We start from the raw sequence: 24,256 nt of genomic DNA, 5'->3' as shown, positions 1-24,256 counted from the left end.
ATGGAAATCGAAGAAAAATCTGAAAAAGTAGAGGAGATCGTGCTGGAAAAAACGAGAACACTTCCTCCAAAGCTTGAGAACGTGATAAAAATAGCCGCAATCTTAATAGGTATCTACGAGATCCTTTTCATATTCAACTTCAATTACACATTGTATGATCTCTTCTCAAGAATGGGTATTACCATCAGCCCGCTAAAGACAACTTTTCAAACTAAGCAAGGAGAAGCCTTCGTTCTTGCAATGATCCTCCTAATAACATACCTTCTCTACCCCATAAAGAAAAAGAAAGAATATCTCAAAAAAGTTCCGTGGTATGACTATATCCTGGCAGCACTCGGGGTTATCTCATCAATGTACCTATTCCTTGTATATCAAAGGTACGCCACATATGCGGAGGTATACATGACCGATGTTATTTTTGGCGTAATGGCAATAATATTGGTGCTGGAGGCAACAAGAAGAGTACTCGGGTGGGTTCTTCCGCTTGTTGTGGTTGTGTTTTTGCTTTATGGAATAAACAATATAGGGTTTAACTGGATCAGGTTTACCCAGCAGCTGTATTTCGATGAGGGAATCTTCGGAATCCCATTTTTCGTTATGACAATTTATGTATTCGCTTTTGTGTTTTTTGGGGTATTTTTGCTAAAAATTGGGATAAGTGATTACATAACGGAGTTCATGATATCTCTCTTTGGCTCCCGTCCAGGAGGGCCTGCTAAATCAGCAGTTGTCTCAAGTGGGCTAATGGGGACTGTAAGCGGCTCAAGCGTTGCCAACGTTCTAACCACGGGGACTTTTACCATACCCTTGATGAAAAAAGCCGGCTATCCCCTCGAAGTTGCCGGAGCCGTCGAGCCTGTTGCCTCCACTGGTGGACAGTTAATGCCCCCTATAATGGGTGCGGCCGCGTTTATTATGGCTGAATTTCTCGGGATTCCTTATAACAAGTTAATCATAGCCGCTGTGCTACCCGCTTTAGTTTACTACTCGGGTGTTTATCTGTTCATAGACCTAGAAACGAAAAGGCTCGGGCTAAAAGGAATGCCGAAGGAGAAATTCGCGCCTCTTAACTATTTCATTAGAAAGCTCTACATACTACTCCCAATAGCCGTTATTACGGTGGCGTTAGTTTGGGGGATACTCCCACACATATCTGCAATTTCTTCTTTAGGGATAGCAATCTGGATAGCCTGGATATCAAAGGACAACATTAGGGGGCATGAAGGAATTTACGTAGCTTCAGTAATAACAACCACGATCCTTATGTTTACCGGCAGAGAAATGGCATTAACAGTGACAATAGTCCTTATTTTGCTTGCATTGTCCTTAATAGTATTGTCTTTTTCAACCAAACTGCTGGAATTTAACGAAAAGCTGTACATAAGCTTGCTCTTCATTCTCTTCATAGCCCTAACCAAGTACCTGGGAATGAGAAAAGAGCAAATACTACTGATGAGCGGCGTAATGGGGATAGCTTTCTCGCTAATAGTTGGGTATATCTCAAAAAGCGAGGATGGCAAGAAAATGTACTCAGCCACCTACGAATCCATGATCGATGCTGGGAAAACAAGCACAAGTGTAATGTTGGCAGCAGCAAGCGCTGGACTTATCCAAGGTGTACTTACAATGACGGGATTGGTTACAAGTTTGGGTTACAGGTTAATCGACCTAACCGCAGGCAATTTGTGGTTACTGCTTCTGTTGACCATGGTCTTCAGCCTAATCTTAGGAATGGGAGTACCAACTACAGCAAACTATATAATAACATCTCTTGTGGCTGCTCCAGCAATATATAATGCAGTCTTAGGTTTACAGCCCTATAGCTCTCCCGTCCCTGGATTTACGACTCCGATAGCCCTTTTGGCAGCTCACTTCTTTGTATTCTACTTTGGAATACTCGCCGATGTTACCCCACCGGTAGCTTTGGCTTCTTATGCGGGTTCAGCTTTAGCGGGAGGAGATTTCTGGAAGACAGCCATGAATGCCGTGAAATATGCCTTGGCTGGGTACATTGGACCATACATTTATTTCAACCATCCAGAGATGTTCTTAATAACCGTGGAGAATTGGACAGCAACAACGGCTCTCCAGGTGCTTTACGATTTTGGGGCTACGCTTTTAGTCATGTATCTCTTGGCGATAGCACTCACTGGCTGGTTCCAGAAAAACCTCAGAAAGGAGATAAGAGCAGTTATTGGAGCAATAGGCATTGCCGCGGCGAGTCTCCACATAGTCCCGGTTGCAATTGGAGTAGCAACTCTCGTAGGGCTTAGAATTTTTGATAGAAAGCTCATGGACTGACTTCTTCTTTTGTTTTTTGCAGTTCCTCAATTATTGATTGAGTGAGGTTTTGTATATTTTGAGCAGCATCTAAGATGGTTCTTATCCAGAATGTAAACGAGTATCCTTTTTTCCCTGTCACTTAGCTCCATACAATCACCGCTTTTAAAATAATGCATAAAGGACTAATAAACCTTTAGCTAAAAGAAAGAAGTGGTTAATAAAGTATGACTTCGAAGCCGAGCTCACTTAGCAAATCAGCAAGCTCCTCACTGTCTACATAGACGAGAAGATGGTGATTTCCAAGAGTTCCGTCGATGAAATCTTTTGCCTCTTCGATTTTGAGCTTCATCTGGGTTCTGCAGCGGTGTTCACTCTTTTCTTGCTCGAGAACTTCAACACTTGCCACTACAGCTCTTTTACCCCTAATCTTTAAGAGAGATGCCTTTCCTTTTGGAAGGCTTACAGCCACTCCAACCCCCTTTCCGCTCTCAAAGTGAGATCTGAGAATGTAGTCGCTTATTAAAGGTGCTGTGCAGTGAGCCAATATTATATGATTTTCCCCATAGTCTGCTATGTTCCCCATAAAAGCCGGTTTGTCAAAGAACTTTCTCACTATAATCATTCCCAGTAGGGAGTTTAGCTCCCCTTCACACGCCGCAGGGATTCCCTCGGCGTTAAGCATTGCTAAAGCCAAACATGGAGTAGCCTTAAGCCTGTTCAGCATCTCAAAGCATCCTATTGCAAACCCATCCAACTTGTAGTCTTCAATTATTTTCTTAAGGGCCACATATATCCTACCTGCTCTCACGAGGTCTTCTCTCTGAGGCTCCTTGATCTCCTTGGCTTTTGCAATTATTTCCTCAATAGCTTTCCATCCTTCAGCCTCTGTTGTCGATTCGTAGTATTCGTAGAACTTCTTCAGGCTTATATGCACATAGGGGAGCTCAAACTTCTCGTTTATGAGCCATATGGAAGTTCTTCCAATCAATCCCAGTCTGAGGTTTAGAAACTTGCTCAGGATTTCTCCCATATCATCATAACCCAGAATAGCGGCTTTAAGCTCATCAAAGCTTTTCACTAACGTTGCTGGAATTAGCCTGTCCCTAAAATACTCCCTAAGCTCTATTGCCGCAGCAATTGAGTTATTAAAGGGGTCCCCAAAGAGGATTACCGGTTTTCTATAGTATGCGAACTCTTTGAGAGCATTTTCAGTACCTCCAGTTAGGGGATACAGAACTATAACATCAACGTCCTTGAAGTCTACTTCCCTAGTCTCTGACTTTGAGGATACAAACACTCCTCCCTCAATTTCAAACTCATTGGCAAGCCTCATTAGAAATTCGGAAGCTTTCTTTTCAAAGGCTTTTGGATTTGCCAGTTCGCTAATTCCAAAGGCTACCCCCACTTTCATTTTACAACCTCCAATAAAGGTTGAGAGCACTGAAATTTAAGGTTACCGTTTTAAAGCCTAATGAACAATAATAGATTGTGGTGAAAATGATCCGCTTTGTGCTTGACACGAGCATCTTTGTTAATCCAGATATTAGGAACAAGTTTGGAGAAAACCCTACAGAAGCCATGAAAAAATTTTTAGAGTACGCGGAGAGGCTTTTTGGCAGGGTTGAATTCTACATGCCTCCGGGTATCTACAAGGAGGTAACTCATTTTGTTGAACTCGAAGAAGTTTCTCCCGATGTTGAGCTTTATATAATCAAAAAACCTCCCAACGTGCATGACATCAAAATACCTGCTTTTGTCGTTTATGAACTCATTGACGATATTAGGAGGAGGATAGACAAAGGCCTTAGAGTAGCTGAAAAGGCAGTGAGAGAGAGTGTAATAGACACGCAAAATGTGGACGCAATAATCCAGAGACTTAGGAGAAACTACAGAAAGGCTCTACGAGAGGGAATTGTGGACAGTAAGGAAGATTTTGAGCTCATTCTTCTGGCCAAAGAACTCGATGCAACAATTGTTTCTGCAGATATTGGGATTTTAACATGGGCCCAAAAGATGGGGATCAAGTGGATAGATGCTGCAAGGTTTAAGGAGGTTCTCGATGAACTCGTGGAAAAAATAGGATAAAGGAAAAAGATAGGCTTGGGTCTATCCCATGCATTGGCGATATTTGCCCGTCATCCATCGTTTTCTTTAACAATATACCAGGCAGAATTATGAAAAAATCACTTTCTCTCTCAAAAAGAGGGGGACAAACACGAAAGCCAGAAGAATCCCCCATAACTTCAGAGATCACAATCATGTGCTCTATCGAGATTGGAATTCCTAAGACTTAGAGCACCCAAAACTTTAACTATTCACGCCACCATTTTCCTCCGGTGGTCTCATGAACTTCGAGGAAAAGCCTCTCATCGGAATGGTTCACCTTAAGCCTTTGCCGGGTTCATACTTCTATCAAAATAACCTCGATAATGTTATCGAACATGCCCTAAAGGAAGCAAAAAAATTGGAAAAAGCGGGATTTGATGCCGTGATGATAGAGAACTTTAACGATGTACCCTTTCCGAAAACTGTTGAGCCTATAACCGTTGCCTCTATGAGCATCATTGCTAAAACAATAAAAGACGAGATTTCACTCCCACTTGGCATAAACGTCCTGAGAAATGATGCCATAGCCGCTTATTCCATAGCATATTCTGTAAAGGCGGATTTTATTAGAGTGAACGTCTTAAGTGGAGTTGCATACACGGATCAGGGAATAATTGAGGGGGAAGCTCATAAACTTGCAAGGCTCAGAAAGCTCCTCCCTTCAAAAATTAAGGTGTTTGCAGACGTTCACGTTAAGCATGCATACCACTTCGGAGATTTTGAGGAAACTCTGAGGGATACTATTGAAAGAGGGTTGGCAGATGCCGTCATAATTAGCGGAAAAAGAACGGGTAGCGAAGTGGGGATAGATAAGCTAAAACTTGCCAAAGAACTTTCAAGTGTTCCCGTCTTGATTGGCTCTGGGACAACTTATGAGAATTTACCAAAACTGTGGAGCTACGCAGATGGGTTTATTGTCGGGACATGGATTAAAGAAAATGGAGACACAAAGAAGGACATCGACCTAGAAAGGGCAAGAAAGTTAGTGGAACTGGTGGAAAAACTCCGAAAAGGACAAAAAGGTTAAATATTCATTCCCTCAATTCTTATTTCTTCAATACAGTCAGGATGAAATTTTATTTGGCTGATAAGGAACCTCAGGGGCGCAACTTTTATGAGTGCCTCAAAACATAACAAGCCATCATGGCATTGGAGATAGTTACAACCCAAAACTTCCTTGGCCCCACGGTCCGGGAACCAAGAAGGCCCTCTATGAGGCCATGGTTAACGTTAGCAAGAAGATGAACAAGGACGAGCAAGCACCGGATTATAGGGCTCATCATCAGCACCGGTGGCATAAACGAGCTGGAGGCTGAGTTTGAGGAAATCGAAGAGCCGGAAGAGGAGAAAACGCTGTTCGAGCTACTAAAGGTCCCGCTGATTTTTATTGCTATTTCCTCAACTGAGACCTTGAGATAGCGCTCGAGAACGGAAGTATTCTCAAAGGAAACACTTGCAGAGCCTACGTTTAAGGTATGGACAAACTAAGGGGCAGTAAGAAGCATTATAGCCTCCGAGAACCCTGCGGATACTGAACTCCACTACCTTAAGGGAGGCAACATAAGGTGCAGTGGCATCGGGTTTGAGAGGAACCTCAGAATCCTCACGGTGAAGATCGTCATTCTACAGATTTGTGGAGGTTATGGGGGGTAGTATTCAACCACATAGAATTTAGGCCCCAAAATATTTAAGAGTTAACAATGGCCACAAAACTCCAAAATCAATTTGGTGCGGTGGCCGGGATTTGAACCCGGGTCACCGGCTTGGAAGGCCGGTGTCCTAGACCAGGCTAGACTACCACCGCATGCCAGCTGTTTTAACATGAGTGGAGTTGGATTTATAAAGTTTGCGATGAGGGGTTCTGTTAACTTATTGTTGGTGAGATGAAAAATAAAAAATTTATTGAGTTTAAATCTCCGATTCGTTAGAAACAAACCTTGTCAACTTGGTTTGATAAGAGGTAGCCTCTTTTATCAAGTCTTCCCAACCATTCTCCATTTCCAAATCAATTCCACAAGCTTCAGCGAGTGTCTTACCCTTTAAGCTTAAATGAGGTCTTATGAAATTGTAGTAAACAAACCAACCATCCAACCAAATCTTAGCCGTTTCTTCACTTTTTAATCCTCTTAACGGTTTTAGCCTATCTTTTAAAGTTCCATGCAATCTCTCAACAACATTATTTGTTTCTCTTGCTCTTATTCCAGCTTTTCTCGCAAATTCAACTCTATGCTCCTTATACCTGCTGTAGAAAACTTTCTTGAAACCTTTCTCATAAGCCCATAAACCATCTACAACTATTCTTTTTGGTCTCTCAGCAGATCTTTTCTTTGCTTGTTTAAACAGCTTAATAACTTCCTCTATCGTTCTTTCTCCAGATAAGTGAGTGGCAACTAAGAATTTAGTTTCATTATCAATTATTTCCCAGAACCATTTATATTCTCCATCGCACTTTATCATAGTTTCATCAACATGGAAATTCCCGCTTAATTCAACCTTCAGATTATCAACAAATTCTTTAACAAGCTTAGAATACTTCATTATCCATTTCCAGATTGCTACTTGGCTTACTTTCACTCCGAATATCTTTGCTATTTGTCTTTGAACTTTTCTAACTGATAATCCTTCAAAATACAAATCCAAGGCAGTGACTATGACTTTATCCTTTGTTCTCATCTTAACAAAAGTACCATTTTCAACAAACTTGTGCCTGCAATCCTTGCAGAAGTAGCATTGCTTTCCTTTGCTTTTTCCGTATTTGATTACATTTTCCGAGCCACAGTACTTGCACTTCATTTTATATCACCTGTATATCTTATATGATATATTTATGATATAAAAGTTATTTAAAGTTTTCGGTTTTATTGCTTTGGAGAATTACACAAGTATCGTAAACTTTATAAAGATGACATACTAATATATCTTATAGGTGATGGGAAATGAAAAGAGTATTGGTCAGCATACCAGATGGAGCTTGGGAAATAATAGAGAAAGAGCTTAAAGGAAAAATTGGAGAAAGAGATTCAGAAATAGTAAGGAATATCGTTTTAGCTTATTTATCTGAAAAGGGTTATTTGAAAAAGAAAGGGTGAATGAAAATGGCAAAAGAAGAAGAGGTTAAAGAGCTAAAAGAAGAAATTGAGTTATTAGATGATATGCTATCTGCATTAGTTGAATTACTTGAAGAGAAAGGAGTTTTAAAGTATGAAGAATGGGAGGAGAAGATTAAGGAAAGGATAAAGGAAAGTGAAAAATTAAATGGAATCTAACCTCTTTCTTTTAACATTATAAGTTTGGTATATTTTTGTGGAGGAATGTACAATTTTTTTAGATAGTGAATAAGATCTATATCAGTTAGTTCTTCGATAAAATCTCCTGGATTTTTGCCTTTTATTGATGTTTTTACTGTTTGGAATTTTAGTGCTGTTCTCTCCAACACATTTAGTAAATTATTCTCTACTCCAAAAATTTCCTTAAGCAAGGGTATATCTTCTGGAATTGGTACTGACCCACCAAAGTCTTTTCTAAACCAATGCCCAACAGTATGTTTGTATGACTTTGGAAGTTTGTTAATTATATCTTGAATACTTAGACCCTTATGTTTCCTTAAAATTGTAAGATACTGTGCTATTGTTGGTTGATCTACTCTATAGAGCCTCATTTTTGTGAAGTACTCACCAAGCATGAGTTTTCTTGCCCCAGGAGATGCTCCCCAATTTATTCTCTCCAACTCTATAAACTTGCTTTTTGTTTTCTTTCTTATTTCTTCAAATTCCTCTATTTTAATTACTTCACCTACGTTGTAATTTATATTTTCTAACTTTACAATTACTTCAGTAATTTCTTTCGGTTCTTCTATCGTAGGTACAGTTTTGATATTTGTCCATAATGCATTTCCACAAGATGGACATATGTTTTTACCAGCAGGATCATAAGGTTCTTCTAATTTGTGCCCACATATAGGGCATTTGAATATTAAACCTTCCATTATAAATTCATCTTCCTCAGGATGAAGAACAAATTCTATAGACGCATATCCATCCCATTTAACGACAACTATTTTTGGGAAACCATCCTTGTATCTTTCAATAATTTTAACTATTCTTCCTTCTTTCGTCTTTTTACCAGAAATATCTCTTACCTTTGCACCTATGAAATCTTCATTCCACCAATTTCTATTCTCTTTAGTTTTTGATCTTATCCTAACACGATCAAGGTAGAACTTATATTCTGTTCTTGTACTATCTTTTGCAAACATAAAAATAGGATACCATTTTTTTCCATTTGAAACCACTAACATGTTTCTTAAAACATATCCCTCATAGTAAATTGAGTGAATATAGTACAAGTCGAGTATAGTCCAGTTTTTGACTCCAAAGAAGTAGAGGGCATCCTCTCTATGAAAATCTTTGAATTTTTCTGTTGTAATTCCTTTCAAAGCAGAAAGAAACTCATCACTCGTATCAGCGATAAAAACTTCTCCATGTTTATCTGTAAGTATTTCTTTGGGTTCTATATCCTTAGGCAATTTTTTCTCTTGTACGGGTTTCCATTCATAAGGTACATCACCAACTTTTTTTATGTCCGTTATACCTACTCTTTTCTTAATTATGTCAATGAAGTGGTCTCCCTTCTCTATCATGATAGAGAAAATTCTTTTAGGAACTAAACCGCTCCTAATCTTTTTTACAACAACAGCAACAGTTCCCGTTCCAGCAAAAGGGTCAAGTATTAAGTCTCCATCATTTAGATTGATTCTATTTAACATTTCTTCAACCAATTTTTCTGGGAACACTGCGGTATGTCTCCAGGGTGTTTGCTGTAATGGGATTTTAACCACGTTATTCGAGTCTTTTTTGTATATGTTATTTTTACTTTTGGCAAACACAAACACAGGTTCGTAAGTATTAGTAAATCTGTCTTTTACAGAAGATGGCATGTGGTTTGGCTTATACCAAATTATAACATCTTCCAGATACCAACCATCTTTTATCATATGATACGCTAACCTGTACGGAATTTGCAAAAGATGGGATTTTCCATATCTTCTATGTAGATACTTATCTCCAACATTTAAGAAAAATACTCCATCCTCACGCATTTTTTGTCTTAACTTGCTAAACACAACAACCAATCTTCCGATGTATTCCTCTGGAGTATTTTCCTGTCCAATTTGTCCATCAAATCCATAGTCTCTTTGTTTCCAATAAGGTGGCGAGGTAATAGCTACCGCTATTGAGTTGTCCTCAAGTTGATCTAAGCAAGCATATACATCTCCATGTAGAATAATATCTCTCATTTTTCACACCCTCTTTAGTTGATAGTCAAGAATTACAATTTCGTCAAAATACCTCTTTAGCTCACTAAGGTATTCCTCGTTAACGTCAAGGAAGAGAACCCTAGGGAACTTATCACCTGTTTTTTCTTTGATAATCTCAAAAATGCCATCCTCATAATGATATCTTGCGGATTTGGAGTAATTTTTACCGCTTACAAATTTATCGAGGTATTTTTCTTTTAGCAATCCATTAGGTATTGCTATAGCGATTATAGCTATTGGTTTAACATCTCTTTCACGCAATTTATTTGTGAATTCTTTTAGTTTTTCAGAAAAGGTTTCTATAATCTTCTTATCTTCTGAATTGATGTCTAGGCTTTTTAGTAATTCATCTCTCTCTTGTTCATGAATGAAGATACCACGAATAACACTTTCTGCGATCAACTCTTCGCGTGTATATCTTGATTTTTTGGGTTTACTCTTTAGAATTTGCTCTGCTTTCTTTTCATTTACCCTTAATAGTTTTACCAGTATGGGTATCAGAGCTTTCCTTACTTTATCTCCGAAAAACTCGAACAGTTCTGTGTAGTCTTGTCTTATTTCTCTCACCAAATCGCTATAAGACGGATAGATAAATAGGAGTCCATAGGTAAGGATTAATTTTATTCTTCCATCTGGGAACTTATAATAGGGTGGAATTGTAGGATACACGAAAAACGGGCCGGGTAAAAATTCTCTATTGATGCGTAACTTAGCTATATGTGTCATTTGATTGATACCCACGTTTATAGTTTTCCTAAAATCGGATGGGTTGTCAAGATTGGCTGTCTTTATGTCGATACTCAGAATGTGGTCTTTGTTTTCAAGAGTTAAGTCTGCAGAATACCCCAAAGGTAAGAGTTTATAACCTTCTTTTTCTAATTTGTGAGTTAAGATATGAATGGCATATTTCTCAATTATTTCTGAGAACGGGTTATACGATTTATCCTGTTTACTTGCCATTATTGTCGGAAGAATGATCTTATCCAAATAGCCCAAGCTTCGATCAACAGAAGTGCTAAATTCATCTAGTGAGTTTTTAAATAACCAACCGAATTTAAGTAAAATATCCTTTTCGATTTTTTCAATTTCAAATACATCTAAAATGTCTTGCGAAGTCATTTTCTTTCACCTCTTAACTCATCCTCAATTTCAAACTTTTCATGCAAACATCTAATCTCTCCTTTCAACAAACCTTCCAAAAACTCCTTAATTGTTATTTCTTCTCCAGCTCTTGCCTGTGGATAAAATGTTATCGGTTTATTATTTCCAAAAACAACTAATTGTGGGTATAGAGATTTTGATTTCCTTGTTTGTTTTATCCTTATTCTTTTGGCAACAGATAATCCCCAAAGAATTTTAGACTTTAGGTCTTCTTCTCCACTTTCATCAATAACAAATTTCTGTACATTTATGTTAAGTGAAGATTTCACTTCATTCAATAATTCCTCTATCTCTTTAACATCTGGAGTTTCCTCCAAAGCACGAGGAACATAAAACTCCAGTTTTAGCATCTTAAACACCATAATAGAGTATATGTTTAAAGTTTTTAAAGCTTACTGCTCCCTACTACCCCACCCTACCATACCAACAATAAGTTAACAGAACCCGATGAGGGAAGGTTTTTAAACCCTCCTTAGAACACAGTTTTGAAAGAATAGAAACGGGTTTTAGGTGATGAGCATGAAAAGGTTTGCGGTCATTTTGGGACTTCTCTTGATAGCAACAACCCTTGGATGCATTACGCAGAGCCAAACATCAACAGAGAGCACCGTGGAAGAAGAACAAAAGCTCGTTATTTACTCCTACGATAGCTTTGAATATATTGCGAGTGAAGTAATTCCAAAGTTTGAAGAGAAATACGGAGTTAAAGTTGAACTCCAGCTCATTGGAGATGCTGGAGAGGTTCTAAACAGGTTAATCTTGGAAAAAGATAACCCAAGAGCCGATTTGGTCATAGGAGTAGACAACAGTCTTTTAGCAAAGGCAATCGAAGCTGGAGTAGTAGAACCCTACAAACCAGAGAACATAAACCTTGTCCCAGAAAACCTCATCTTTGACCCAACGTTCCACCTGACCCCCTATGATTATGGGTATATTGCAATAAACTACAGGGAAGATATGATCCAAAATCCACCAAAGAGTCTTGAAGACCTTACAAAACCGGAGTGGAAAGGAAAGCTCGTTATTGAAGATCCCAGGACATCTTCCCCCGGGGCAGCATTTCTATTGTGGACGATAGCGGTATATGGAGACGATGGCTATCTTTACTACTGGAAGAAGCTTAAGGAAAATGACGTCCACATAGTTAAAGGATGGACAGAGGCATGGACAGCTTTTATGAACGGTGAATTCCCCCTTGTTCTTAGCTACGCTACATCACCAGCTGCAACGGTGTATTACGACAACATAACCTACGTTAAGGCTATAGCCTTCGAAGAGGGCAACTACATGCAGATAGAGGGAGCGGGAATAGTAAAAGGTGCAAAGAACAAAGAACTGGCAAAGAAGTTCATAGAGTTCATGCTCACAGAAGACTTCCAAAGTGCTATTCCCACCAACCAGTGGATGTATCCCGTAAACCCGAACGTTGAACTGCCAGAAGTGTTTAAATATGCCCTTCAACCAGAAGAGATAAAACCCGTAACCCTTGACCCAGAATACGTAAAGGAGAACTTCGAACGCTGGATTAAGGAATGGACGGCTCTAATGGTGGAAGGAAAGAGCCCAGAAGAGATAATAGCTTCAAGGGGATGAACTAAGTATCGAAAAACTCTTCACCTTTATTCCAACTTTTTTTGGCATCTTTTCAATTAAAAATGGAACCTCATCCAAGAACCTTTCTGCGATTATAACCTTGCCCTCCACATCAACCTTGAGCCGTATTCTACCCGGGAGCAGTTCGTAGTCCACTATTTCTCCCATGTCTCCCTCTTCGATATAAACGCTCTCCGGCCTAAAGAATATCTTTACTCTCCCTTCTGTCTTAACTTCAAAGCAGAGGCTCCCCACACATGCCTTGCCCCCTTCTGCAATAACTTCCAGAATGTTGGAAAGACCCAAAAACTGGGCTACAAACTCATTTTTTGGGTTGTAATAGAGATCCAGCGGATTCCCAACCTGCTCTATCTTTCCAACGCTCATAACTGCTATCCTATCGCTTATTGCCATAGCTTCCTCCTGATCGTGGGTAACATAAATTGTGGTTATTCCAAGCTCTTTTTGAATTCTTTTTATTTCTCCCCTAAGCCTTTCCCTTATTTTTGCATCGAGATTGGAAAGGGGTTCATCTAAAAGCAAAAGCCGGGGTTCTATCACCAAAGCCCTTGCCAGTGCAACCCTCTGCTGTTGACCACCGCTCAGCTGCTCAGGATAACGGTCTTCGAATCCCTTCAAACCCACAAGCTCAAGAGCCCATGAGACCCGTCTTTTAATCTCTTCCTTGGGGAGCTTTCTGAGCTTTAAACCGAAGGAAATGTTGTCATAAACCGTCATATGCGGAAAGAGAGCATAATCCTGAAAGACAATGCCTATGTTCCTTTCATATGGAGGAACATCGTTCATAACGGTATCATCAAAGTATATCTTCCCCCTGTCCGGCTTCTCAAAGCCGGCTATTATCCTAAGTGTTGTTGTCTTTCCACAGCCACTCGGGCCGAGCAAGGTTAAAAACTCTCCCGGTTTTGCCTCTAGGGAAGGAATATCGAGCCTGAAATTCGCCTGCTTAAACTCTATGTCCTCAAGTCTTAACCTCACCATATCTCCTCCCCCGTTCTCTCAATTAGAATAAAGGCTATTGTACTGACCACCATTAAAATAACGGACATTGCTGATGCTGGACCGAGTTGCCGTGAGCCTAAAAAGCGATATATTGCGATGGTTATTGTGGTATATTCTGGCTTGTATATCATGTAGGTGGCTCCAAGCTCGGCTATGCTCATCGCAAAGGCAAATATCGCTCCCACGATAACTCCTCCAAAAGCGAGAGGAAGCTCAACTTTCAAGAATGCTTTGAGTTCGTTGGCTCCCAAGCTCATGGCGGCTTCCTTTAGGCTGGGCTTTATCTTCTTCAGCACCGTGGAGATTGCCCTTAGAACAAAGGGGTAGGCAATAATCGTGTGCGCGAAGACTATCAGATACCAGGTGCCCAAGAGATTCAAAGGAGGCTTATGAAAAGCCCTTATGTATCCCAAGCCAAGGGTTATTGCGGAAGATGCCAAGGGCAACATCACAAGTGCATCAAAAAGGGTTTTGCCTTTAAATTCCCATCTGTACATTATGTAAGCTATGCTCAAGGCCAAAAGAGTGGAAATAAGAACTGTAGAAAATCCAAAGAGAAGGGAATTCCCGATTGCTGTTATGCTGTTTGCACCGAATATGGGGTTATACTCCGGGGAGAAAACCCTCCTGTACCATTCGAGGGTAAACCTGCCTCCATAGGTGAAGGAGTGGTAAACAACAGCTATCAAAGGAGACAGGATAAAGATGAATATCAAAGCAGAATAAAGGACTATAAAAGCTCCATTAACACTCAAAAGTTCTTTCAAGGTTAGAGGGACTGGCTTTCTAAATATCCTCTGTTCCTCGGCCTTTGCATAAAGGTCAAGGCTTTTTAAGTAGAGGTACATAAAAATAAAGCTCAAAATGATTTGAATTATAGCCAGAGCCGCTCCTGTTTTGAAGTCCAAGAGGGTCATTATTGATGTGAAGATGTCAACTTCTATTGTAGCATACTGGTATCCGCCAAGGATTAACGGGATTGAAAAGCTCAAAAAGCAGAAGACAAATGTCAGCATTGAGGAGGCAAATATAGCCGGCATGAGCATTGGAAGGGTTATTTTCCTAAAGAGGGTGAATCCCCTTGCCCCCAAGCTTATGGCGGCTTCTTCGTAGTGGGGGTTTATGCGCTGCCATAATGAAGATACCATTCTCACAACCACGGGAAAGTTGTAAAAGGCGTGAGCCAGAATTATTGCCTTCCAAGAATAGAGAATGCCCGGATCTCTTCCAATCAGCTGTGCAATTACTCCGGATCGTCCAAATAAGAGTATAAAGCCCAAGGCAACCATGATGCTGGGCATTACAAAGGGAACCGTTAGAAGGGCTTTTAAAATTCCCTTGCCCGGAAAGTCATATTTTGCAAAGATATACGCTCCAGGCAAACCCAACAACAGTGTTAAGAGTGTAGAGACAAGTGCCTGCCAAAAAGTGAAAAATATGACCCTTCTGTGATAGCTGTTTGAGATTACCCGGAGAAGATACTTCAGCGTAATCCCGTTGTCCCACAGACCCTCTTTCAATATGCTCATCAGAGGGAAATAAAAGAACATGAAGAGGAAAACAAGAGGTAGGAAAACTATGAAGTTTCTCCACTTCATTTTCATCGAATTTAATGAGTTATAAGGTTTTATAAGTCTGTTGTCCAGTAGGCTAAACCAATATGCCTATCAGCTCCACCGTAATACAGCAAAACCTTGTTCTCGTGCTCTACCATGCCTTCAACAAAGACAACGTTGTTAACATGGCCATAAAGTTCCCATTCATACTCCGGAACCATTAGTGGAGTTTCAGTCCTTGCAACAACCTTATCCGGGTATTCTTTATCGAAAATCACAACTCCCACTTTGTACTCTAACTTATCCCCGTATCTGCCAGCGCTATTGTAAATCAAAGCTATCCCATAGCCAGTCTCAAACAAAGGTGGGCCAGGTTCAACCAGAACGTTATCGAAGTATCCTTCTCTTGGAGATAGCACGGGTTCTTTTATGTACTCCCAGTTGACCAAGTCCTTTGAAACTGCCATCCAGATATTTGAATCGCCAAAGTACATCAAATAGTTCCCCTTAAAAATGCCTTTTTCAAGCCTTTTTGGCAAAATTGCGCCGCTTTTTGTCCAGCCTTTGATGTTGTTCTTTTTGTACTCAAAACCTTCAAAAATTGGCCCGTGTTTCTTCCATGTTAGCATATTCTTTGAGGTCGCCAGACACAACCTCGCTGTTTTACCGTCGTAACCGGTGTAAGTCATATAGTACGTCTTACCAACCTTCACTACCCTTGGATCTTCAACCCCAACACTTTCCCACTTGTATTCGGGCTCAATTACTGGTTCTGGATGCCTAAAAAAGTTAATGCCATCGTAACTTATTGCAAGTCCAATCCTGCCCGTCAGCTTATCTTCTTTGGATTCTGCCCTGTAAAACATTACTACTCTGTCCTTCTCTTTAATAACCGCAGGATTGTAAGTGTTTCTTGAATCAAAACCTTCTTTAGAGGGAGACAAAATAGGCTGAGGAATCTTTTTTGGAGGCTTTATATCAATTTTGTTCCCCTCTATTTTGATGATCTTTTCAAATATCTCGCTCTTCAAATCTAACGACCCCCTTCTCTTGAGATTCAATCAAGTATGCCTTCCTTCTAAACCTAATCAACGCTGAAACCTTAAAGTTTTTGGGCAATAGGGGGGAAACAGTTAGTTCTTTTTCAGCTTTAAGACCTAACAAAGCTGTAAGAAGTGCAAATACACTCGCAGCACTCCAGGCCTGTGGGGCATTTGCCCTAGGGCATAATAGTGGATATTCACTCTCAAGACCGCTGAAGAGTTCTGGAAGCTGAGAATTGGGAAGGAACTTCGCAGCTTTAAATATCGCTTCTGCAAGCATTTTTACCTTTTCCTTTTCTCCAATTGATGCAAGCCCAATGGCAATTACCGCATTGTCATGAGGCCATATGCTACCATTGTGATAGCTAAATGGATTATAGGCCTTTTCCTTTGAGCTGAGCGTTCTAATTCCCCATCCGGAGAACATATCCTCCTCGAATAACCTTTCAGCTATTTCTCCTTGATGCTCAGCTATTCCGGTAAATAGGAGATGCCCCATGTTGGAAGAGACCACCTTAGATGGAACGTTGTCTCCATCTAGGGCAAGAGCATAGAAGCCATCGCACCAGAAATCCCTGTTAAAGCGTTTCTTTAATTCCTCCGCTTCCCTCTCAAGCATTTTGGGATCCAGTGAAGTTAATCCAAGTGAAGCGGCATCCACGAGGGCTTTATAAGCATACCCCTGAACTTCCACCAAGGCAACAGGTGGTTTAGTAGGAGTGCCCTCCTCAGTTGGAATGCCTTCCTTCGAGTCCTTCCATCCTTGATTAGCCAAGAGCCCTCCCGTATACCTTATGTATCCCCCTCCTTCATCAAGTCTCCTCAAAATCCATTCCACCGCAGCAGTCAGATTTGGTTTGAGTCTTTCTATTAGCTCCCTATCACCAGTCCACCGAAGGTATTCAGCGGCTAAAATAACGTAGAGCGGGGTTGCATCTACGGTTCCGTAATAAGGGGCAAAAGGCATTTTTCTCGAACGGGACAACTCGCCAAACCTAAACTCGTGGGGAATCTTGCCGGGATCTTCTTCGTTAAGGGGATCAAACTTCTTTCCCTGAATCTTGGCAAAGAACTTTAAAGTGCCCTCGGCATACTGGGGATAATATGGAAGCAGAAACCACGATGTGATAATGCTGTCTCTTCCAAAAGGACATGCATAATATGGAATCCCAGCAAATGGAACAACCCCATGGTTGGTGTACGCTGTCAAGGCAGTTAAATCTTCAATAGCCCGTTCAAAAACTCTATCAAGCCATGTTAAGTTTGTCGAAACAACATTTGGAAGCAAAAGAGACTTTTCTGTCAAAAATATTTCAAGTCCTTCCTTCGAAATCTCGGGAACGAACTCAAGGTAGAGGGCCTTTTTCTCAAGGGGTTCTAAAGTAATCTCTGCAAATGCAAGTCCTTTTTCAGTTTTCATGTTTGTTTTGATCTTCAGATTTCTTTTGATTTTATCTTTTCCAGTATAGGAATACTCATTTTCGTCTCCAAGAGGGCTCTTTATCCTGCGTCTAATTTTCTGCCCTCCAAATTTTCTAACTTCAAAAATATCTTCTATTGGAACTTTAAAGGAGTACTCCACCCTAAGGTGCACCTTCCTCTTTGAGGTATTGTAGAACTGAAGTTCCTCTCTATATGCCCAGTTGTCCTTTATTTCTCGCTTTCTCAACAGAACTACTTCCCCTTCTATGGAAAAATGAGAATATGCCTTTCTTGTGCCATCCTGGGAGCTTCCTATGAGCACGCTGTTCTTATCTAACTTGAGCTTCATCCCCTTCAGAAAGCGGGTATCGAAGATGTAAAAACCGTCGTAGTTATCTTTCATATCTCCATTTTGTCTCGTAACGGCAAAAGCCCCGTTATAAGAGAGAATAACTGACACCCCTTCAACCTCCAGAGAATTGAGATTAAAGAGAGCTCAAAAAACTCTCAACTTCTTCCCTCTTTCTCAGATTTACCGCTTTGATACCCCACATTCTTGATACGAACTCAAGTTCCTCCGTGAAATCTCCCGGAACTGCTGAGAGGTGATTTGCCCCCATTATATTTAGGAACTTCTCCTTGTCGAGGGGATTCCTTATCGCTGTGTGGGGCCATTGTTTGCCCCATTTTAACTTGGATTCGATTTCTTCAGTGATCTCAACTCCCTCTGCGAGGAAGTATAAAAGATAGTATTCTCCCCCTCTTCTTATAAGCCTTGCAACGGTGAGCTTAGTTGGTGGGGTTCTATATGTTAATGCTCCCCCGCTTTTTCCCTGGCATTGGCCTTGTATGGTTGTTTCCTTGAGGTTTTCTTCGGGGTTTTCGCTGAGCTTTGCATAGTAAAGAGATGAAGCACCGCAGTTTGCTATCAGTATAATCTCATCGTCAACGTATTTAATGTCACCAAAAAGCGGGGGTTTTCCGCTCAAATAAAAGAGTAAAGCAGAGCTTATAGTTCCCTTCACGTCTCCCTCACATGTGGCTGGCACAACAGGTTTTTCTCCTTTTGCATCGGCATTGAACGGGAAGAGGGCTGGAATTAGACATGCTGTCACTCCGTACATCTCACTAAGCTCCGGCTGGCATTTAATCGAAACAGCTGCCGTTTCTTGTTTATATTCCTTCCAGATATCCTTTGCGGCGAGGTATATGGCTATCTGTCTCCTTAAAACCTCCGAAGTTAGCATGTTGTTATCGTAATTAACCTTTACCTTCTCATTCAGCCAGTCAAAGAACTCCTCAACACGAATACGCTCTTTTTCATCACTGATCATTGAATCCGCTCTCTTGATTATTGTGTACTGATCGAGGATCAAAAAATCCCCTATAAACCTTTTTAATCTTGGAAGGTCGTCCATTAAATGCTCCATTCCAAGTGTATAGGGAACTCCCCAGAGAAGTAAGGATTTTTTGGATAGCTTTGATACAGCCTCTGCAGCCCTTGCCCACGCTTTTACTTTCTCCACATCTCCCTTAAGCCTTACATGGTGCAGGGCATGATAGTTTACGGCACTTTCCCAAAGGGAAGCTCCAACAGAGGTTATACATGTACTCCCAGCCCAAGCTGGATCATCGTCGGCGTAGAGAAGCATGGGTTTGTTGGTTTCTTTTGCCAGCAAAGTTACAAGGTTACTTTCCGTCCAGTGCCACAGGCCAAGAATAATCCCACTTATATCCCCTGATCCGATCAATCTGGAAGCTTTGAGGACTTCCTCTTTATCATCAACTCCAAAGTTTTCTTCCCTTTCGAGGGCTTCATATTTCCCAAGAGCCCCATTAACGTCAAAAACTTCAAAGTTAGAGGACTTCAGTTCCTTTACAAGATTTTTATGTTTTTCCAGCAGGGCTTTTTCCCTCTCTACCGAAAGGGCAGTTTTCCTTGGATCTGTGAAAGTTATAACGGCTAGCACACAACACCACCTTGGCATTTGTTATGCATGAATTGATTTAAAATTTAAGGGGGGAGGGGCTAAAATATTGCTTTTCCTGTGGTCTTGTCGAAGATGTGAATCTTCTTCATATCAAACACCACATCGACCTCCACACCTTCCCTAACCCTAGACTCCGACTTAAAGGAGCCGACGAAAGTCACATCTCCAACGCGCAAATGCACGATTTTTTCGCTTCCAAGATTCTCCACAATCTCGACCATTGCACGAACCATATTCTCCCCAGGAATCTTCACCTGGGCAAACATTGCATCATACAAATCCTCCGGACGAATGCCGAAAATCACCTCCCTGCCGACGAGGTTCTTTTCCCCCAACACCTCAAACTGATCCGGAAGAAGCTTCAACCTGAACTCCCCAAAATCCACAAACCCATCCTCGGTAACACTAGCATCCAAAAAATTCATCGGCGGGCTTCCAATAAAACCAGCCACAAAAGTATTCGCAGGCTTATCATAAACCTCATCCGGCGAACCAACCTGCTGCAAAACACCCTGATTCATCACAGCAATCCTATCACCCATCGTCATAGCCTCAACCTGATCATGCGTCACATAAATAGTCGTCACACCAAGCTGCCTCTGCAACTTCTTCAACTCAGCCCTCATCTTAACCCTCAACTTAGCATCCAAATTACTCAACGGCTCATCCATCAAAAACACCTAACCACCAACGATCATTGGTATGACCATACCTAAGAAGATTATAGACTTGACTATAGAACTCCCCTTAACCTCCTTTCGTCTTAAGAGAAGGGCAATTCCCAACCCTAGAAAGACAGTAGCTGGAAGATGAATGGCTATCCACACTATGTTGTGGATCAGAGCTCCCCATGGAGGAGATTTGGCCGGGAACCTATCTAGGTTTATTATATCGGGACTCAGCAGGACATTCTTATAATTTTCCAGACCAACAAACTTTCCGTCAAGGAAGAAGCTTAAGTATATCGTCTTCAACACCGGGTATATTACAAAGGGAACCATTAAAGCAAGTGCTGGTAAAAGGAAAAGGGGGGTTAAAGATTTAGGCCTCCTCATTAAGACCCTCCTTCACTTCTTTGGAAACTTAGCATCCAAAGTACTTAGAACGTCATCCAATCTATCTGGCTGTACCCACAAGAGTTTTAATTGATCCCAGAATACCTTTTGCCATTCTCCTCCAACACTGTCATCGAGGTCAGGCGCTGATTCAACGTTAGCCACTACCTTAGCAACATCCCTCATGGGCTCCCAGTAGTCATCGATGGATACTTTCTTCCATGTTGCCAGCTTTCCTGACTTGGTACCCACGTGAATTCTTTGCCCCTCTGTTGCTAAGAACTTAGCAAGCTCCATAGCTTCTTTTGGATGGCTTGTGTACTTAGGCACCATGAAGTAGTCCGGCGCAAGAACCATTGCTTTGACACCCGGTAGTGAAATTAAGCCAAGATCAGTTGGGTCATCAACCATTCCGGTTATCCAGGTTCCCATAAAGTACAATGCATAGTCTCCCTTCCACCATAGATCCACTGCGGATGTCCACTCTATTGGATCGCTAAAGTATCCAGCCTTTAGGAGAGGCACAAGTCTCTGCTCAAATATGCCTCTAACTTGTGGGTCTTCCCACTTAACTTCTCCCTTTATAAGCTTAAGCTGGAGGTCCTTTCCTCCAAAGGTTAGGATAAAGTGCTCTGTTACATCAGAGAGGGGCCATCCAACGCTGTCTCCACTAACGATTGGTGCCTTGACTCCAGGTATTTGCTTAATCTTCTCGAGCAATGCCACAAATTCATCCCATGTTTCTGGGGGCTTTAGGTTATATTTCTCGAAGAATGACTTCCTATACCAGAAACCAGGCTTAGCTGCCGCTGTAAATGGAACACCGTAAATCTTTCCGTCAACAGTAACTGTATCCAGAATTCCTGGAACGTACTCGTCTGGGTTGATTACTCCATTAAGTGGCCTTTTTTGTCCATCTCTGCAATGAACCATCCCCACATTGCTATTACATCAGCCGGAGTATCTCCCGACTCAAACTGGAGAGGTAGAATCGTAGAGAGGTCTTCAGCTCTGTATGTTTTGTATTCCACCTTTATGTTTGGATGTTGAGCTTCAAAAGCCTTAATAACCTCCATAAAGGCATCAAGCTCTGCCCAGACCATGGACCTATTACTTTTAGAGTAATCTGCTCTACGGGCTTTGTCTCTGTAACGGTCTCTTTCTGTGTAACCGTAGTTGGAGTAGAAGTCTGTTGGCCACCAATGCATCCGCTTGCCACTACTGCAACACCTAAAACTCCAGCTAAAAACAAACCAAGCAGTACCTTCTTGACATCCATATAGAGACACCCAATTCCTTGTATATACTAAAAGTAGTATACATTTTGCGGATAGAAAGCTCAAATATTTCAACAATCATAACACATTATTGGGCTCGAGCAGAATGTTAAATTCCGCTTTCTAATTCATACTCATGGTGCAATTACGATTATATGAGTTGTTTACTTTAAGTATAAGTGATGCCAGAGCAAAACTTTAAGTCTCCTAAACAACACTCCCTGGGGATTGGAATGATATACGCAATAGGAGAAATTCTAATAGATTTTATTGCAAAAGAAGAGGGAAAACTGAGAGACGTTAGAGAATTTGAAAAACATCCCGGGGGAGCTCCAGCGAATGTTGTAGTTGGTCTGAGAAGGCTTGGAGTAAAAAGCGCACTGATAAGCAAAGTCGGTGCCGACCCTTTTGGTGAATTTCTTATAGAGGAACTCAAAAAAGAGAGGGTTAAAACAAAATACATAATAAAGGACAGTAACAAACACACAGGAATAGTCTTTGTTCAGCTCATAGGGGCAAAGCCCGAGTTTATACTGTACGATGGTGTGGCTTACTTTAACTTAAGAAAGGAAGAGATACAATGGGACTTTATGAGAGACGCTGAGCTTTTGCATTTTGGAAGTGTCCTCTTTGCGAGAGAGCCGAGCAGATCAACGGTGTTCGAGGTTCTTAGAGCGGTTAAAGGAAGAATACCCATCAGCTATGACGTTAATATCAGACTCGATTTGTGGAGAGGAAGAGAGAAAGAAATGCTCAAAGACATAGAAGAAGCCCTTAAGCTCGCAGATATAGTAAAAATTGGAGATGGGGAGCTGGAGTACCTCAACAAAATTGGAATAGCACTTGAGGACTTCAACTTTGCCCTTGTTGCGATAACAAGAGGGGCTAAAGGAAGTACAATTATCCACAAAGACATAAGGGTTGACGTGCCTTCGTTTAAAGTTGAGCCTGTAGATACCACTGGAGCAGGAGATGCCTTCATGGCAGCCCTATTGGCATCTCTTTTCTACATGGGCAAGCTTGACATACTGGAGTTCTCCAAAGAAGAGCTAAAAGAGTTGGGAAGCTTTGCAAACCTGGTGGCTGCGCTCTCAACTACAAAACGCGGAGCCTGGAGCGTGCCGAGTTTAGAAGAGGTTTTGAAGCATAGAAAATTCAGCTTTCTTCCGTAGGCTCTTCTTTTTTACCAAAAAGCCCGATCAAATCATGAAGTATTGCCAAATCTATTGCGGCGTTTAATGATTGAAAAATCGCTCCTCCCATCAGCATTAAGAGTGCAAAGAAAAAATCCACACCCTTGTATGCGATTGTTACCTTTATAGCCCTTCTTTCACCCCTAACTACTCCCCAGGCAAGGAGAAAGTTCAGAAGGCCAAAAATAAGCAACATATACCTTTCGCTTCCAAAGGCGCTGGCTGAGTAATACAAAAGGAAAAATGATTGAAGGAATAGTAGATACACAGCAACTTTCATCGGCTTTCACTCAAGTATCTTTCAAATGCCTCAACATATTTAAACCCATCGTCCGGAAAAACTAAGACTGCCGTTCCCGGATATCCGTCGCGAATTCTCTCAAAGGCCTTAACTACCGCACCTGAACTCAGCCCTATTAAAAGACCATCCCTTCTGGCCACTTGTATAGAGCCTTCGATTGCTTCCCTCTGAGTTACCTCGACCACTTCATCAACTTCCACTTTAAAAAACCACTTCGGCTTTGTCTCAAGCCCCTTTATCCCGGGAATCTTCTCACCCTCGGCTGGAACAACTCCAACAATCTTCGTATCATAGCGCTCCTTGAAGTATTTTGCTATCCCTGCTATATGTCCCGAAGTCCCGATTCCAGCAACGATTACATCCGGTTTCTGCCCTATGCTTCTAAGCTGCTCATCAATCTCCCTTGCAGTGTATTTGTAATGGGCTTCAAAGTTGTCATCATTCTCAAACTGATTTAGATTTACTGCATTTGCCTTCTCTGCTTCTTTTTTGACGAACTCTATCATCTTTGGATCAATAGTTTCAAATTCGGTTTTTACTACCTCGGCACCAAGAACTCTCAGCAGAGTCAGGGTTGTGTTGGGGATAGGTTTTGGAAGATAAGCCCTGAATTCAATGCCAAAGAGGTTTGACATGGCTGCCATAGCTATGCCAACATTTCCTGAGGTTGCCTCAAAAAGCCTCCTCGTGCCGTTAATGTCTCCTCGCTCCATAGCCTTCATAATAAGATTAAAAACAGCCCTGTCTTTTATGCTCCTGCTGAAAGGATTAAAGAACTCCAGTTTGGCAAAATACATCCCCTCTCTCATCTGAAAGGGAAAGCTTAAGCAGAGGGGTAGGTTTGAACTTTTCGAAAAGCTCAACCGCACTGTTAAACACGTTCACTTTTGATCACCATTGTGGTATTCCAATCGCACGTTATAAATGTTTCGTTT

23 protein-coding genes, 1 tRNA gene and 1 pseudogene are annotated in these 24,256 nt (G+C 41.2%); 8 read left to right on the top strand and 17 right to left on the bottom strand.

Features of this window, described 5'->3' with window-relative positions; translation table 11 throughout:
• Window positions 1-2,301 (top strand): TRAP transporter fused permease subunit, encoded by a 2,301-nt coding sequence (locus ADU37_RS01470; RefSeq protein WP_058945958.1) that lies wholly within the window; start codon window positions 1-3, stop codon window positions 2,299-2,301.
• A 196-nt stretch (window positions 2,302-2,497) separates the two neighbouring features.
• On the opposite strand, the gene ADU37_RS01465 is transcribed toward ADU37_RS01470, so the two are convergent.
• Entirely contained in the window at window positions 2,498-3,694 is a 1,197-nt protein-coding gene (locus tag ADU37_RS01465) for a hypothetical protein (RefSeq protein ID WP_058945957.1), read from the bottom strand.
• Window positions 3,695-3,780: 86 nt separating this feature from the next.
• Between ADU37_RS01465 and ADU37_RS01460 the strand changes: the two genes are divergently transcribed.
• From ADU37_RS01460 to ADU37_RS11215, 3 genes are all read left to right on the top strand, one after another.
• Complete coding sequence (locus ADU37_RS01460; RefSeq protein WP_082663001.1) at window positions 3,781-4,368, top strand: RNA ligase partner protein; 588 nt, start codon at window positions 3,781-3,783, stop codon at window positions 4,366-4,368.
• Between the two features lie 259 nt (window positions 4,369-4,627).
• The gene (locus tag ADU37_RS01455) at window positions 4,628-5,416 is read left to right on the top strand and encodes a BtpA/SgcQ family protein (RefSeq protein WP_058945956.1); all 789 of its coding nucleotides are present in this window, start codon (window positions 4,628-4,630) and stop codon (window positions 5,414-5,416) included.
• 91 nt (window positions 5,417-5,507) lie between these two features.
• A complete protein-coding gene (locus tag ADU37_RS11215) occupies window positions 5,508-5,705 on the top strand; it encodes a hypothetical protein (RefSeq protein ID WP_144433167.1) in 198 nt (65 codons plus the stop codon).
• Window positions 5,706-6,115: 410 nt separating this feature from the next.
• Here ADU37_RS11215 and ADU37_RS01450 read toward each other — a convergent pair.
• Window positions 6,116-6,193 (bottom strand) — tRNA-Gly (locus ADU37_RS01450).
• Between the two features lie 104 nt (window positions 6,194-6,297).
• Complete coding sequence (locus tag ADU37_RS01445; RefSeq protein WP_058945955.1) at window positions 6,298-7,182, bottom strand: IS6 family transposase; 885 nt, start codon at window positions 7,180-7,182, stop codon at window positions 6,298-6,300.
• Window positions 7,183-7,325: 143 nt separating this feature from the next.
• On the opposite strand from ADU37_RS01445, the gene ADU37_RS11210 reads away from it, so the two are divergent.
• Window positions 7,326-7,478: a CopG family transcriptional regulator gene (locus tag ADU37_RS11210; protein ID WP_144433165.1), complete on the top strand. Its 153-nt coding sequence runs from the start codon at window positions 7,326-7,328 to the stop codon at window positions 7,476-7,478.
• A 6-nt stretch (window positions 7,479-7,484) separates the two neighbouring features.
• Window positions 7,485-7,655: a hypothetical protein gene (locus ADU37_RS11395; RefSeq protein WP_158508479.1), complete on the top strand. Its 171-nt coding sequence runs from the start codon at window positions 7,485-7,487 to the stop codon at window positions 7,653-7,655.
• Here the strand turns inward: ADU37_RS11395 and ADU37_RS01440 are convergent.
• Genes ADU37_RS01440 through ADU37_RS01430 form a run of 3 tightly spaced genes read right to left on the bottom strand, consistent with a single transcriptional unit; the run spans window position 7,652 to window position 11,229 of the window.
• Window positions 7,652-9,685 (bottom strand): DNA methyltransferase, encoded by a 2,034-nt coding sequence (locus ADU37_RS01440; RefSeq protein ID WP_058945954.1) that lies wholly within the window; start codon window positions 9,683-9,685, stop codon window positions 7,652-7,654. The two genes, ADU37_RS11395 and ADU37_RS01440, sit on opposite strands and share 4 nt — an antisense overlap.
• Window positions 9,686-9,688: 3 nt before the next feature.
• Window positions 9,689-10,825 (bottom strand): hypothetical protein, encoded by a 1,137-nt coding sequence (locus ADU37_RS01435; protein WP_058945953.1) that lies wholly within the window; start codon window positions 10,823-10,825, stop codon window positions 9,689-9,691.
• Window positions 10,822-11,229 (bottom strand): hypothetical protein, encoded by a 408-nt coding sequence (locus ADU37_RS01430; RefSeq protein WP_144433163.1) that lies wholly within the window; start codon window positions 11,227-11,229, stop codon window positions 10,822-10,824. The genes ADU37_RS01435 and ADU37_RS01430 overlap by 4 nt, the downstream gene beginning before the upstream one ends.
• A 157-nt stretch (window positions 11,230-11,386) precedes the next feature.
• On the opposite strand from ADU37_RS01430, the gene ADU37_RS01425 reads away from it, so the two are divergent.
• Window positions 11,387-12,460 (top strand): thiamine ABC transporter substrate binding subunit, encoded by a 1,074-nt coding sequence (locus ADU37_RS01425; protein ID WP_058945951.1) that lies wholly within the window; start codon window positions 11,387-11,389, stop codon window positions 12,458-12,460.
• Here the strand turns inward: ADU37_RS01425 and ADU37_RS01420 are convergent.
• From ADU37_RS01420 to ADU37_RS11740, 9 genes and pseudogenes are all read right to left on the bottom strand, one after another.
• On the bottom strand, window positions 12,449-13,462 hold the full coding sequence (locus ADU37_RS01420; RefSeq protein WP_058945950.1) for an ABC transporter ATP-binding protein: 1,014 nt from the start codon (window positions 13,460-13,462) through the stop codon (window positions 12,449-12,451). The genes ADU37_RS01425 and ADU37_RS01420 overlap by 12 nt on opposite strands.
• Window positions 13,456-15,081 (bottom strand): iron ABC transporter permease, encoded by a 1,626-nt coding sequence (locus ADU37_RS01415; protein ID WP_058945949.1) that lies wholly within the window; start codon window positions 15,079-15,081, stop codon window positions 13,456-13,458. Before ADU37_RS01415 ends, ADU37_RS01420 begins: the two co-directional genes overlap by 7 nt.
• A gap of 29 nt (window positions 15,082-15,110) precedes the next feature.
• Window positions 15,111-16,070, bottom strand: a complete 960-nt coding sequence (locus tag ADU37_RS01410; protein ID WP_058945948.1) for a glycoside hydrolase family 130 protein — start codon at window positions 16,068-16,070, stop codon at window positions 15,111-15,113.
• On the bottom strand, window positions 16,051-17,964 hold the full coding sequence (locus tag ADU37_RS01405; RefSeq protein WP_058945947.1) for an amylo-alpha-1,6-glucosidase: 1,914 nt from the start codon (window positions 17,962-17,964) through the stop codon (window positions 16,051-16,053). Before ADU37_RS01405 ends, ADU37_RS01410 begins: the two co-directional genes overlap by 20 nt.
• 25 nt (window positions 17,965-17,989) lie before the next feature.
• A complete protein-coding gene (locus ADU37_RS01400; protein WP_058945946.1) occupies window positions 17,990-19,474 on the bottom strand; it encodes an L-fucose/L-arabinose isomerase family protein in 1,485 nt (494 codons plus the stop codon).
• 59 nt (window positions 19,475-19,533) lie between these two features.
• Window positions 19,534-20,175 (bottom strand): annotated as a pseudogene (locus ADU37_RS11205) (ABC transporter ATP-binding protein); the annotation flags it as partial.
• Window positions 20,176-20,550 carry a carbohydrate ABC transporter permease gene (locus ADU37_RS11200; RefSeq protein WP_238981980.1) on the bottom strand — a complete coding sequence of 125 codons (375 nt, stop codon included), beginning with the start codon at window positions 20,548-20,550 and terminating at the stop codon, window positions 20,176-20,178.
• Between the two features lie 12 nt (window positions 20,551-20,562).
• Window positions 20,563-21,483 carry an ABC transporter substrate-binding protein gene (locus ADU37_RS01390; RefSeq protein WP_255357521.1) on the bottom strand — a complete coding sequence of 307 codons (921 nt, stop codon included), beginning with the start codon at window positions 21,481-21,483 and terminating at the stop codon, window positions 20,563-20,565.
• On the bottom strand, window positions 21,438-21,758 hold the full coding sequence (locus tag ADU37_RS11740; protein ID WP_255357520.1) for an extracellular solute-binding protein: 321 nt from the start codon (window positions 21,756-21,758) through the stop codon (window positions 21,438-21,440). Before ADU37_RS11740 ends, ADU37_RS01390 begins: the two co-directional genes overlap by 46 nt.
• Window positions 21,759-22,060: 302 nt before the next feature.
• Here ADU37_RS11740 and ADU37_RS01385 point away from each other — a divergent pair, with 302 nt between their 5' ends.
• Entirely contained in the window at window positions 22,061-22,999 is a 939-nt protein-coding gene (locus tag ADU37_RS01385) for a carbohydrate kinase (RefSeq protein WP_058945945.1), read from the top strand.
• On the opposite strand, the gene ADU37_RS01380 is transcribed toward ADU37_RS01385, so the two are convergent.
• Together ADU37_RS01380 and ADU37_RS01375 are read right to left on the bottom strand one after the other, a co-directional pair.
• Window positions 22,983-23,300 (bottom strand): hypothetical protein, encoded by a 318-nt coding sequence (locus ADU37_RS01380; RefSeq protein WP_058945944.1) that lies wholly within the window; start codon window positions 23,298-23,300, stop codon window positions 22,983-22,985. The two genes, ADU37_RS01385 and ADU37_RS01380, sit on opposite strands and share 17 nt — an antisense overlap.
• Window positions 23,297-24,118: a cysteine synthase family protein gene (locus tag ADU37_RS01375; protein ID WP_058947597.1), complete on the bottom strand. Its 822-nt coding sequence runs from the start codon at window positions 24,116-24,118 to the stop codon at window positions 23,297-23,299. Before ADU37_RS01375 ends, ADU37_RS01380 begins: the two co-directional genes overlap by 4 nt.
• Window positions 24,119-24,256 lie beyond the last annotated feature (138 nt).

It is taken from the genome of Thermococcus sp. 2319x1 (assembly GCF_001484685.1).
Lineage (GTDB): Archaea > Methanobacteriota_B > Thermococci > Thermococcales > Thermococcaceae > Thermococcus_A.
This window is presented reverse-complemented; position numbering and strand designations above follow the sequence as displayed.